Here is a 12338-nt window from a genome sequence, read left to right as displayed (position 1 = left end):
GATTAATCCCTGTTAGCCACGTGGCCAATGGCCGCGTACTTCTCGATGCGCTCTTCGATCATAGTATCCACATCTTTCTCCTGAAGAGCAGCGATGGCTTTTTTTAGTTGTTTTTTCAAAGACTTTGCCATCTCTTCCGGCGCACCGTGGGCGCCTCCCTGAGGTTCCTTCACGATCTCGTCAATGATTCCAAATCCGAGCATATCCTCGGCGGTAAGTTTCAGTGCTTCTGCGGCCTGTTCTTTATAGTCCCAACTACGCCAGAGGATACTGGAGCAACTTTCCGGACTAATGACCGAATACCAGGTGTTTTCAAGCATCATAACGTGATCGCCCAGGCCAATGCCGATGGCACCACCACTTGCCCCCTCTCCGATGACTGCACAGACGATAGGCACCCGAAGCTGAGCCATTTCAAACAGGTTGCGGGCGATGGCTTCCGCCTGACCCCGCTCCTCTGCTTCGATGCCAGGGTAAGCACCCGGCGTATCAATCAGCGTTATCACGGGGAAGCCGAATCGTTCCGCCATCTTCATTAGTCGCAGGGCTTTCCGATATCCTTCCGGATTAGCCATCCCGAAGTTTCGGTACTGACGCATTTTGGTACTAACACCTTTCTGGTGGCCAAGAATGACTACGGTCTGGCCATCCAGGTTACCAATTCCACCAACTACCGCTTTATCGTCTCCGTAATACCGGTCCCCGTGAAGTTCCACGAATTTGCGGCACATCTGCTGGATGTAGAAAAGGGAATAAGGTCTTTCCGGATGACGGGAGAGTTGTACACGCTGCCAACCGTTCAGGTCGCTGTAAATCTCTTTGCGTGTCTGACGAATTCGATTCTCCAGTTCCTGGATCGTCTCCTTCATATCTACGACTCCGTCTTCTTCCACCTGGCGGACTTTCTCCAATTGCTCATAGAGCTTTTCCAGCGGGCGTTCAAACTCGAGAAATACCATGGGCTTGATTCGGTTTTTGAGTAAAGCGGGGCAAAGGTAACGTTTATGAGGCAAGTTGTACAGGTTGCAGGTTTCAAGTGGCAGGTTCCCGTCCAAACCTGCAACCTGAAACTTGAAACTTGCAACTTGAAACCTGCAACTACCGCAGTTGTACGTTAGCTGCTCCCAGCAGCCCAAGGTCCGTAAAAATTTGCGCACGGTAGAAACCTGCATCTAGCTTTACGTCCAGCTCATGGGTAAAACTAAGCCGTTGGTTTTTTTCCACGTTTACATCGCGTCCTTCCAGAGCAATGAGGTTCATCGGCGCACCATTGACAATCGCCTTAGCCATTACTGGGTTTTCTGAAGTAACGGGAGTGCCGGACTGATCCGTCAACACGAAGTAGATAGGTCTGACGCCCAGATATTCATCAGGCACATTCGTGAGGTCAAAGCTGACATTAATGCGCTTTACCCGGCTGGCGTTGGAAGTGAGCTTTGTCCCTTTGTTTCCACGGAAGAGATCTACCTGGAAAGCTGAAGCTTTAAAAGCGCCCAGCGTCATTTTTTCAATTTCAGCTTCCATGCTTTTCGTCATGGTTTCCAGGTTAGTCGCCTTTTTCTCCATTTCGTAGGCTGCTGACTTGGCAGTGCTTAAATCCTGACGAAGAACAACGTTGGTCTTACGTAACTCTGCATTCTCCGTCTCCAATTCTGCCAGGTTGCGTTCTAAAGTTGCGCGGGTATTGATCAAATCCTCGATCTGAAGTCGCATTTGATAAGCTACGTCATTATCGTTCTTACGAGACTTCTGCGCCTGCCGCATGCTGTACAGCGCACGCTTGGCTTGTTCCTGAGCTTCCGTTAGCTGCCCGCGGAGTTCTTCGTTGTCAGCAGCAGCTGTTTCAAAAGCGACGCCAATACTATCTACCTCCATCTGAAGCTTATCCCTTAATAAGGCAAGCTGCGTTGCTTCAGCACTAATAGTCTCGTTTTCCACCTGCAATTCTCCGGCAGCATTATTACGGCTTATACCCCAAAAGAGAGATCCGAGGAACAGTAATCCGAGGATGATGGCTATGGCGGTCAGTGTTTTCTTATTCATTCTGCTTGGTTTTCTCCACAATAACGCAAAGTAGCGGCATTTGATCGCAGTTCCGGGCATCAAATACCGTTAAGGGCCTTTCTAATCCCATCTCCTATAACCATCTCTTCCTGCGGAACCACCACAACATCAACCCGATAATGGTCAACATTACTCCCCAAAGCATGAAGTAGCCGTTGGGTTGCCTCAGCTCCGGAATGTACTCAAAGTTCATCCCGTAAACTCCTGCTAAGAAGCTAAGTGGGATAAAAATGGTCGACACGATGGTAAGCGTTTGCATCACACTATTCATCCGGAAACTGATCTCGCTCACGTATAAATCATAGAGCCCGTTGGTTACGTCCCGGTAGGTTTCCACCAGGTCCGTGACCTGAATCACGTGGTCCTTTAAGTCTCTGACGAATAACTGCGTGTCTTCACCAATCAGTTGGTGCTCACTGTCACCAAAGCGACCGATCATTTCCCGCAGCGGGCTGGAACTCTTTCTCATTGTAAGCAGCGCCAGCTTGAGATTATGGATCAATGCCTTCGTTTCCATTTTGGGCTCCTGCATAATGCTGGCTTCCAGCTCATCCAGACTTTCTTCTATCTGGTCCAGGGCGACAAAATAGTTATCGATGATATTGTCCACCAATGCATAAGCCAGGTAATCCGCCGGCCGGCTCCTAATTCGCCCACTGGCGTTTTTCAAGCGTTTCCGAACGGAGGCAAAAAGGTCTCCTCCATCTTCCTGAAAGGTAATTACAGTGTTCTTGGCCAGGTAAACAGATACCTGCTCTACGTGAAGCTCTCTTTTATCCCGGAAGTAAGAGAAGGCCTTCAATTGTAACAGCACCCCCTCGTCATAGCCTTCCATTTTAGGCCGTTGCTGAATATCTACCACATCTTCCAGCGCCAGGGGATGCATTCCATATTTAGAGCCCAGGCTTTCCACCAGCTCCGTATTGTGCAGCCCCCGCATATCGTACCAGGCAACTGTCCCTTCCCCTACACTCTCTGATGGTATGGCGTCCAGTGTAGTAGACGTTTCAAAAGTACCGGCATTGTAGTGGGTCAGGTGAACGTGCACTTCGTCCATCACTCGTTCACCGGTGTACACCATTGTTCCCGGTGGCGCACCAACGATTCTACGAACTTTCGGGATGTTGCTGGTGGCGGATTGAATTAGTCGGGTGAGTCTCATTAAAAGCCAATATACCTAAACTGGAAAAAGTTGGCTTAAGGAGGTATGTATAGCTAGAGAAATAAATGGTCGCTTAACTTATTTAACCAGCTGGTGGACGGCCTACGCTATAGCTGCGGGCCGGCTGCCGGCTGGGCCAATAGAATTGTGAAGGAGGAGTGTTTATTAACGGCGCCTCTCGTGATGCAAACCTTACAAAGCCTGATTCCGGCATAGGCTGACGCAAGCTCATCAGACATTCAAAAGCGCCATTTTCCACAGTAAAGATTGTATGAAGGAAGGATTCTGTTTCTTCCGAATCACTCTGTTCTCCGGTAGGAACATCTCAAGCCTGTCCTTCCCCTTTCGCATTAACGTAAAAAGCCCCGGCAACTAAAGTTACCGGGGCTTTTCTGCTTGTGTTTCTGGTCATTATCCACCAAAGTCATCAAAAGCGATGTTCTCTTCGGGAACGCCAAGTTCATCCAGTCCCTGAATGACGGTCTGGTTCATCATGGGAGGACCACAGAAGTAGTACTCAATCTCTTCTGGCTCGGGGTGCTTGTTCAGGTATTGCTCCATCACGACTGGCATGATGTAACCCTTAAAGCCGTCACCGGGGGAGTCGATATCTTCTTTGATTTGCCAGTTGTCTTCGGGCAGCGGGTTATCCAGAGCGACATAGAACTTAAAGTTCGGAAACTCTTTCTCGATTTCGCGGAATTGCTCGATGTAGAAAAGCTCGCGACGCGTACGACCACCGTACCAGAATGACACCTTGCGGTCAGTTGTTTTCAGCGTATGGAAGAGGTGGAAGAGGTGACTCCGCAGCGGAGCCATACCAGCACCACCACCGATGTAAACCATCTCTTTTTGCGTCGGCTTGATGAAGAATTCACCATAAGGACCTGAAATCGTTACCTTATCTCCAGGCTTCTGATCGAAAACGTAGCTGGAACAAACTCCGGGGTTAACGTCCATCCACCCGTTCTTCGCACGGTCAAACGGCGGAGTTGCAATCCGGATGTTGAGCATGATGATATTACCTTCTGCCGGGTGGTTAGCCATAGAGTAAGCACGGAACTGTTCTTCCTCGTTGACCATCTTCAGGTCCCACAGTTTAAACTTATCCCACTCGCTCTGGAATTTGTTGGGGTCATCACCGTGGTGCTCGGGGTGAGCGGTAATGTCCATGTCTTTGTACTCAACAGTAACCTTTGGCACGTCAATCTGGATATAACCACCAGATTCGAAGTCCATCGTGTCACCTTCGGGAAGCTCCACAACGAACTCCTTAATGAAAGAGGCCACGTTATAATTGGACTTAACGGTACACTCCCACTTTTTGATACCGAAGATTTCTTCCGGAATCTGAATCTCCATATCCTGGCGCACCTTTACCTGACAAGCCAGACGCTTATGCTCTGCAGCCTCTCTGCGGGTAAGGTGGTTAAGCTCCGTAGGGAGTACATCTCCACCACCAACGGGGATGTGACACTCACACATCGCGCAAGTTCCACCACCACCACAAGCGGAAGGAAGGAAAATGTTTTTGTCGGACAGTACCGTCAGCAGAGAGCTACCGGGCTGTACCAACAACGGATTGTCAGAATCGCCATTGACGATGATCTTTACTTCGCCCTGAGGGACGAGGCGCTTACGTGCGGCCAACAGCATCGTTATCAAGCTGATAACAACAACCGTAAAGACTCCAATAGCTGCAAGAATAGTTAGCATCTTAGTCTGTTTTTTATAGTAAGCCGGTTTCTGGGCCGGCGGTTTATCGTTTTATGTCATTTTTCAGGAATCTGTTGTCAGACACCCAAAAAACCGAAACATCAGGGTGTTTACTTGCTTGGGGTATAACCACCAAATACCGCCGGATCGATACCCGACAGGGAGAGGAAGGCGAGTCCCATCAGTCCCGTTAGCAGGAAGGCCATGCCCAGTCCGCGAAGCGCGGGAGGAACAGCACTGTAGCGAATGCGCTCCCGGATTGCCGCAATGGCAATGATGGCCAGGAACCAGCCGAATCCGCCACCAAGGCCGAAGGCAACTGATTCGCCCAGAGTATACTCACGGGTAACCATGAAGAGGCTACCACCAAGGATGGCACAGTTAACCGTGATGAGCGGCAGGAAGATACCCAGTGCGGCATACAGGCCCGGGCTGAACTTCTCCACCACCATTTCCACCAACTGCACCATAGAGGCAATTACGGCAATGAAGACAATGAAGCGGAGAAACTCCACCTCGAAGTTCACCAGCAGAAACTCGTTGATGAGCCAGTTGATCGGCATCGTAATACCCAGTACGAAGATGACAGCAAGCCCCAGACCAAAAGCAGTCTGTAATGACTTGGACACCGCCAGGAAGGAACACATACCGAGGAAGTAAGCCAGAATCATGTTCTCAATGAAGGCCGACTTGATGAAAATATTTACGAAATCACCCATGGGGATAGTATTATAGTAATGTAGTGTTGTAGTAATGTAGTTCCTTGTAGCAACTGCAGCAGGAGTGACGGGCACTACATTACTACATTACTACAATAACTACCATACTAGCTAATGTCAACAAGTTTGGGGTTACGGCTACGCTGCCACCAGATCAGAACAGCAATGATGAACATTGCCGCTACGGACATAACCATCAGGTTGTTGTTAGCATACCAGCCGAAGAAGGTATTGCCCCACTGTCCGGGGGTCGTGGTGTCAATCCAGTAATCATCACCGGAGCCGATGATGAACATCGGGACGGGGCTACCCGCAAGGAGGGTTCCTTTGCCAAACAGCTCCCGGAAAAAGCCGACAACAATCAGGATCAACCCGTAACCGGCACCGTTTCCGATACCGTCCAGGAAAGAGCGCCAGGGCTTGTTCGCCATGGCAAAAGCTTCCAGACGGCCCATCACGATACAGTTCGTAATAATAAGACCGATGTAAACGGATAGCTGCTTGTAGATCGGATAGTTGATCGCCTTCAGTGCTTCGTTTACCAGCGTTACCAGCGTAGCGATGATGACCAGCTGAACGATCAGACGCACAGCTTTCGGGATCATGTTCCGCAGCAGAGAAGTAAACAGGTTGGCAAAAGCACAAACAAATACTACCGCGATGGACATCACCACCGAAGGGTAAACAAGTGAGGTTACGGCCAGTGCAGAACAAACGCCCAGTACCTGAATGGTAATCGGGTTGTTATCCAGCAGCGGATCCGTCATCAGTACCCGTTCTTTCTTGCTGAACCAGGGTTCTTTTTCAACGATTTTTGTTTCTGTGGTAGTTGCCATTAGATATGGTATTTATACGCCAGAGAAGAAAATCTCCGTCGGTATTTTTTTAGTTTAGTTTCATGCTGGTCGTCGCTGTTTCAGCGTCTTCCATGTAAGGCTCGTAAGATTTAAGGCCTTCATACAGCATATCGGTTACGCCGTCAGCAGTAACGGTTGCTCCGCTAAGTCCGTCTACTTCGTGCTCCTTATCAATGGCACCTCCCTTACGGGCGGTTACAGAGACAAATTTGCCTTCATCATTGTAGATTTTCTTGCCCACAAACTGAGCTTTCCATGCGGCATTATCCTTGATTTCTGCACCAAGACCAGGTGTTTCTCCGGCGTGGTCAAAGCTTACACCAGCAACGGTATTCATATCTCCTTCAAGGGCGATGTTACCCCAGATGGCGTCCCAAAGACCGGTACCACGCACACTGAAGACGTAGTAGGATTTCCCGTCGAAGTTGATCTCGTAAACCGGGTACATACGTTCAGCCTCTGGCTTTTTACGCTCCTTGGCCATGTCGACCTCAATGGCCATCATGCCATCAACTGGCTCACCGTCGGCAGAGACAACCGTTTGGTCAACCTGCTTCTCGAAAATTTCCAGTACCTGATCGTCGCTGAGGGAAGAAAGTTCCTGGCCGGCCGCAGCCAGCGGGGTGGAAATAGCTTCCAGAATCTGACGCTTATTGAAGATATCTTCATTCTTCATCGCAATCGGCTCCAGCACCACCTTCGAGCCAGCCAGCAGTGCGGCTACCAGAATCGTCATGGCGAAAGCAAATCCGTAGATATATTTAGTACTCATGGTTTCTACTTTTTGGTTATCTGGGCGCTCGCCGCAGGTGCAATGGAAGTTTTCGGGAAGCAAGGAAAGACTTTTCCCCCTTGCTATTTCAACCCTTCTTCGGCACCTGCGTGTAGCGCCCGTATATAACGTCTGGCAATAAGGTTTTCCCCTGTCGCCTCGCAGTCAATTTCGTTAATAGGTGTTAGTGGTTCCTACTGGCTTCAGGTCAGAATCACCGTTAAGGATTTGAATCTCACCCCGCTTGGTAATCAGCTCGTCGCGCTGCTTGGCCATCTCCGAGGTACGCTTGGCACGACGGTTCATGTTAGCCTGGTAGACGTAGTGGTCGATCAGTGGCGCGAAAGTGTTCATCAGCAGGATAGAGAGCATCCAACCTTCGGGGTAAGCCGGGTTCATCACGCGAATGATGAGGCCCAGGAAGGCAATCAGGAAACCATAAATCCATTTACCCGTCGGGGTGTCAGCACTCGATACCGGGTCCGTAGCCATAAAGGTGATGGCGAACAGGAAGCTGCCCATCATCATCTGCCGCAGCGGGTGGATGGCCATGAACTTGAAAACACCGGGTGTATCCGCCGTCAGTTCTGCCGGAGCGATAGCGTTCATCATTAAGGCTGCCACCATGAAGCCAATCAGGCCACCAAAAATGACGCGGTAGTCGGCAATCTTGGTCACGATCAGGAAGATCATGCCGATCACGATCAGCGGTACGCTGGACTCCCCGATAGAACCAGGAATCGTTCCCCAGAAAATCTGACTCTCCGTATAGTAATTTGCTACACTTTCCCAGCCACCTTTAGCCGCCAGGCCGAGGGGCGTCGCGCCCGTCCAGCCGTCAGCTACCAGCATACCTCCTTCACCGAAGGTAGACAGGCCCAGGCCGTTGAAGATCCAGTCAAACAGACCGTGTGCCCAGTTGTAGTTAGCGGATGCAAAGGCAGGAACGCCATCGAGATCAATCTTTTCGATGCCGGAAACCCATACCTCATCACCGGAGATCGTCGTCGGGTAAGCGAAGAAGATGAATACCCGCGCCAGGAGTGCGACGTTCCAGATGTTCATCCCCGTACCACCAAAGGCTTCCTTACCCAGGATGACGGCGAAAATGATGGAAACGGCCAGCCACGTCAACGGAATATCCGGTGGCATAATGAGCGGAATCAGTGCCCCGGAAACCAGGAAGCCCTCTTCTACCGAATGCCCCTTATTGGCGGCATATATAAACTCGATCCCCAGCCCCACAACGTGAGTGACGATGAATATCGGGAGGATCTGAATCAGACCGTAAATAATCTTAAGGTGGAATCCTTCAAGCAAACCAGTGTGTTCACCAATGGCGGTGAAGTGCTGATGACCGATGTTCCAGGTTCCGAATACATACAGCAACTGGAGGGCCAGTACCACGTGCACCATCAGGCGCTTGAGGTCCATACCGTCCTTAATGTGCGTTCCGTCAACCGTCACCGTATCCGGCTGGAAGAGGAAGGTGTAGAAAGCGTCGAAAGTCGTGTGGGCAATTTTATTCTCTTTTGCCGGCTCAAACTTTTTGACGAAATCGTGTAATGCTTTCATATTGCTATTCTAGCTGAGCCAGTAGCAGTAGCTACCGGCGATTTTTTTCTTAATTTATCCCTGCTCCATCATAGTGGTCAAGCCCTCGCGCAGAATGTTCTGCAGTGGCTGCTTAGACACACAAGCGAATTCTGCAAGAGCAACGTCTTCTTCTACCAGTTCGTAGATACCAAGCCCTTCCATAGCCTCAAAGTCATTGACTAAGATGGCCTTCATCAGCTGCTGGGTATAAATATCCATCGGCATTACCTGCTCGTAAACATTGTTAACCACGAAGGCCCGCTTTTCACCGTGGGTATTCGTCGTAGCCGCAAAGTCACCGAGAGTCGGGATGGTAGCCGAAACGGAAGCCCGTGGCTTCAGTGGTAGTAACCAGCCGAAGATCTCGGCTTCGTTACCTTCTTCCAGTACGGTCACCTGGTTTTTGAAAAAACCAAGATAGCCGTCGGTTCCTACAGCATCACCGGTCAGTACGTCTCCGCTGATGACCCGGACGTTCTCCAGCGTGTTTCCTTTCAGTAGTTCTCCGAGATTCGCACCAGCGTAAGTCTTCACGTGCCGGGGCGCATCCAGCGGTGCACCGGCCAAAGCCACCACCCGCTCGCTGTTGTAGCGACCGTTCTTCATGACTTCTCCGAGCAGGAGGACGGTGTTGACGTCCAGGGTCCATACCGTATTCTCTCCGTTGCCAACCGGGTGGATGTGGTGCATCTGTACCCCCACATTACCTGCAGGGTGAGCTCCCCGGAAGTAACGCTTCTCCGCACCGGTGATCCCGGCATAAGGAGTAGTGCTGTCTTCTCTGCCATCCAGGCCGAGGTAAACGAAGCCGTCCGTCAAACGACGAAGCGTATCCACACCTGCCTGGAAAACATCTTCACGGCCAGCGATGGCCAGTTTCGAATCCGCCGCCAGTGGGGCTGTGCTGAAAGTAGAAATGAAAATATCGCGAGGCGTTACCTCAGGATCAGCCACTACGTTGTAAGGGCGCTGGCGAATGCCGGGCCAAACACCGCTCGTGAGCAGAAACTCCACCAGGTCTTCCCGGCTTGCATCCGCAGCGGGTAGGTCATAGGAACGACTTACCTGATCTTTATCTGCCAGAATCACGATGTTGGCAATGGACCGCTTCAAGCCACGGTTTATTTCAATCACTTCTCCACTTACGGGAGCAGCAAACTTGATGCGGCTTTTCTTTTTGTCATAAAAGACAATGTCTCCGGCTTTCACCGAATCACCAACAGCAACTTCAAGTGCCGGAATGGGCATCAGGCCGATAAAATCCGGTGGCATAGCCGCAAAGCGGGTAGCAACTGTGTTCGTGTCTACTGATGATGAGGCGGCGCCTTCGAGCGGAATGTCATACCCTTTGTTCAGGGTGTATACGTGCTCGTTTTCCAGATATGCGGGTTTGCTTTTGCTAAACAGCTCACTCAGTTTAGGGTAAAGACCCATGTTCACCTTATCACCGTTAATACCAGATTCGTTCGACTCGATAACCATGAAGTTATCGGCGACACTGATCACAATAAAAAAGAAGATGAGAAGCGCTACGGCAGCAAGACCGTAGAAAAGGAGATTCCCTCCGTTAGCAGAAGCCTGGGATTGAAATGTGAGGTTGACCAACAGCATCAAAAAAAGGTAGCTGGCAAGTCGCTTGGTAGATCTCATACGCGTGGCGGCGTTAAATCAAGAATGAGTAGCCAAATCTGGCAGAAATAGGTGCCGAAAAATACCGTGCGCCCACAATATTTTTCAACTTTGCCGCAAAGTTACGACATCACAGGCTTCTAAGCCAGTATACTCTTTGCTTGTTGATTAAGCAATGTTATTTAGATCAAATGTAAATAAAGAAACTATGAGCTTTCTTTGCCGCGGGACCGCAGGTCCATAGTGAACCCGTTTAAACTTTTCTGAGTAAGAGCTTCCAGCAACCTGAAGATTCCTTCGCCTATTCCCGTACCCTCTCTCCCGTTAGCTTTACCAGTTTACAGGGTCCGTTCCGGAACTCTTCTTTAAGAATAAATCGATCGAAAAGGTATTTCCAGGTTTCGGTGTGACAGATCACTACGCGCTCATTCACAAAAAAAGTGGCAGGAGGTCGTTGGCTTACTACTACGGGAGGGTTGATCGTACCGACTTGTTTAATATCTACTTCATGACCTGCATGGCGGGCACGTTCCACATAAAACCGGGCGTTAGGGTTATAATTCTTCGTTGCAACAGTATAAGGTGGTTGTACCTGCTCTTCCAATCGCATGAAGTCGCGGAAGGGAACTTTACTGTAACGGGTTTCAACGTATTCGCGTGGATGGAGCACCCGCTCCACAATTTGACTCATGGGATAAGCGAAGAGGCCCGCCAGTAACGCGATGCCTGTCCATTTGCCCGCTTGCCCGGGCGTATTGCCGGCCAGTATTTTTGCCAGACGGTATAAGAAGCTCCCGGTCAGCATCGCCAGAGGCGGTAGTGCCGGGCTTTGATACCAGTAAAGTTTAGTGGCCGAAGTGGAGACAATGGCCAGTGCTCCCAAGCCCGCCAACAGACAAAGCATGGCGGGTTTGCGCAGGTCAGGCTGATACCAGCTAAACACTGCTGCCGGCAAAACAAGACTAAAAAAAATGCCCCCGGCCGGATCTTTAATCAGGCTGCTGAGGTAAAAATACCAGGGGTGCTGGTGTCCTTCGGTGGCTTCGTTGAATCGCCCGCCCAGTTCGTTATCGGCCACCAGCTGCAGGTAGCCGGGGTCCACATTTTCCCGCAGGAAATAATAGCTTACCGCAACAGCAATACCAAGGCCGATGATCCCATACAGCTTAGGGTCGAGCAATCTCCTGCGCCCCTCAGCAAAGAGCAACAGCCATAGGCCGATGCCAGGGAGCACAAACCCGCCGGCCACGCCTTTCGTCCAACCGGCCAGCGCTACCGCCAGGCCGGCCAGCCAGAGCCACTTGGTCTTACCGCTGTCCACCCATCGATAGAAACAGATAATCTGAGCCATCTGAAAAAGGATGAGCAGTGCGTCAAAATCACCGGAACGAGCACCATGGTTCCCCATAAAGTGCCAATTGCTTACCAACACCAGGCTGGCCAGCGCCCCCACCAGCGGGCTGCCCCAGTCTTTACGCGCCCACCAGGCAAACAGGCCACAAAGCACTAAGGTGGCAATCACCGAAGGAAGACGGATGGGAAGTTCTCCCGGCCCTAACACCTTCACCCAAAAGGCCTGGCACCAGACCAGAATTGGGGGTTTCGTGCCCCAATGGTCCGCTTCTCCAGCATAAGTAGGAACCAGAAAGTGACTCTCCCCCTTAGCCATTTCTATCGCGTTGACGCTACGACGGGCTTCATCATAAATCTCCAGCTGGTGATCATCCAGGTGAGCGAAAAGCACAAACGCCAGATAGGCGAACGTAAACAGCAAAATGAGTGGCGAAAGACGCATGTACGGGCAAAGATATACCCAAACAGCA

Annotated in this window: 10 protein-coding genes; all 10 read right to left on the bottom strand. The window is 50.7% G+C overall.

Annotation, left to right across the window (positions count from 1 at the left end):
- Nucleotides 1-2: 2 nt before the first annotated feature.
- Complete coding sequence (locus tag BM123_RS15510) at nucleotides 3-959, bottom strand: acetyl-CoA carboxylase carboxyltransferase subunit alpha (protein ID WP_090170147.1); 957 nt, start codon at nucleotides 957-959, stop codon at nucleotides 3-5.
- A 139-nt stretch (nucleotides 960-1098) separates the two neighbouring features.
- On the bottom strand, nucleotides 1099-2043 hold the full coding sequence (locus tag BM123_RS15505; RefSeq protein ID WP_090170145.1) for a hypothetical protein: 945 nt from the start codon (nucleotides 2041-2043) through the stop codon (nucleotides 1099-1101).
- A 94-nt stretch (nucleotides 2044-2137) separates the two neighbouring features.
- Nucleotides 2138-3226, bottom strand: a complete 1089-nt coding sequence (corA, locus tag BM123_RS15500; protein ID WP_090170143.1) for a magnesium/cobalt transporter CorA — start codon at nucleotides 3224-3226, stop codon at nucleotides 2138-2140.
- Nucleotides 3227-3637: 411 nt separating this feature from the next.
- Nucleotides 3638-4942, bottom strand: a complete 1305-nt coding sequence (nqrF, locus tag BM123_RS15495) for an NADH:ubiquinone reductase (Na(+)-transporting) subunit F (RefSeq protein ID WP_090170140.1) — start codon at nucleotides 4940-4942, stop codon at nucleotides 3638-3640.
- A 110-nt stretch (nucleotides 4943-5052) separates the two neighbouring features.
- The gene (gene nqrE / locus BM123_RS15490) at nucleotides 5053-5661 is read right to left on the bottom strand and encodes an NADH:ubiquinone reductase (Na(+)-transporting) subunit E (RefSeq protein ID WP_090170137.1); all 609 of its coding nucleotides are present in this window, start codon (nucleotides 5659-5661) and stop codon (nucleotides 5053-5055) included.
- Nucleotides 5662-5768: 107 nt separating this feature from the next.
- Complete coding sequence (locus BM123_RS15485) at nucleotides 5769-6497, bottom strand: NADH:ubiquinone reductase (Na(+)-transporting) subunit D (RefSeq protein WP_090170135.1); 729 nt, start codon at nucleotides 6495-6497, stop codon at nucleotides 5769-5771.
- Nucleotides 6498-6546: 49 nt separating this feature from the next.
- On the bottom strand, nucleotides 6547-7290 hold the full coding sequence (nqrC, locus tag BM123_RS15480; RefSeq protein ID WP_090170134.1) for an NADH:ubiquinone reductase (Na(+)-transporting) subunit C: 744 nt from the start codon (nucleotides 7288-7290) through the stop codon (nucleotides 6547-6549).
- 174 nt (nucleotides 7291-7464) lie between these two features.
- Nucleotides 7465-8865 carry an NADH:ubiquinone reductase (Na(+)-transporting) subunit B gene (nqrB, locus tag BM123_RS15475; protein WP_090170132.1) on the bottom strand — a complete coding sequence of 467 codons (1401 nt, stop codon included), beginning with the start codon at nucleotides 8863-8865 and terminating at the stop codon, nucleotides 7465-7467.
- 54 nt (nucleotides 8866-8919) lie between these two features.
- Nucleotides 8920-10536, bottom strand: a complete 1617-nt coding sequence (locus BM123_RS15470; RefSeq protein WP_090170130.1) for a Na(+)-translocating NADH-quinone reductase subunit A — start codon at nucleotides 10534-10536, stop codon at nucleotides 8920-8922.
- A 280-nt stretch (nucleotides 10537-10816) separates the two neighbouring features.
- On the bottom strand, nucleotides 10817-12310 hold the full coding sequence (locus BM123_RS15465; protein WP_090170129.1) for an ArnT family glycosyltransferase: 1494 nt from the start codon (nucleotides 12308-12310) through the stop codon (nucleotides 10817-10819).
- Nucleotides 12311-12338 lie beyond the last annotated feature (28 nt).

It is taken from the genome of Neolewinella agarilytica (assembly GCF_900110645.1).
GTDB classification, from domain to species: Bacteria; Bacteroidota; Bacteroidia; order Chitinophagales; family Saprospiraceae; genus Neolewinella; species Neolewinella agarilytica.
The sequence above is the reverse complement of the archived record's forward strand: the minus strand, read 5'-3'. Positions and strand labels throughout refer to the sequence as shown.

Excerpts from the sequence above, each read along its gene's own strand:
- BM123_RS15485 (WP_090170135.1), bottom strand. The coding sequence starts at position 6,497 with ATGGCAACTACCACAGAAACAAAAATCGTTGAAAAAGAACCCTGGTTC.
- BM123_RS15465 (WP_090170129.1), bottom strand. The coding sequence starts at position 12,310 with ATGCGTCTTTCGCCACTCATTTTGCTGTTTACGTTCGCCTATCTGGCG.
- nqrE (WP_090170137.1), bottom strand. The coding sequence starts at position 5,661 with ATGGGTGATTTCGTAAATATTTTCATCAAGTCGGCCTTCATTGAGAAC.
- nqrC (WP_090170134.1), bottom strand. The coding sequence starts at position 7,290 with ATGAGTACTAAATATATCTACGGATTTGCTTTCGCCATGACGATTCTG.
- BM123_RS15510 (WP_090170147.1), bottom strand. The coding sequence starts at position 959 with ATGGTATTTCTCGAGTTTGAACGCCCGCTGGAAAAGCTCTATGAGCAA.
- nqrB (WP_090170132.1), bottom strand. The coding sequence starts at position 8,865 with ATGAAAGCATTACACGATTTCGTCAAAAAGTTTGAGCCGGCAAAAGAG.
- BM123_RS15470 (WP_090170130.1), bottom strand. The coding sequence starts at position 10,536 with ATGAGATCTACCAAGCGACTTGCCAGCTACCTTTTTTTGATGCTGTTG.
- BM123_RS15505 (WP_090170145.1), bottom strand. The coding sequence starts at position 2,043 with ATGAATAAGAAAACACTGACCGCCATAGCCATCATCCTCGGATTACTG.
- nqrF (WP_090170140.1), bottom strand. The coding sequence starts at position 4,942 with ATGCTAACTATTCTTGCAGCTATTGGAGTCTTTACGGTTGTTGTTATC.
- corA (WP_090170143.1), bottom strand. The coding sequence starts at position 3,226 with ATGAGACTCACCCGACTAATTCAATCCGCCACCAGCAACATCCCGAAA.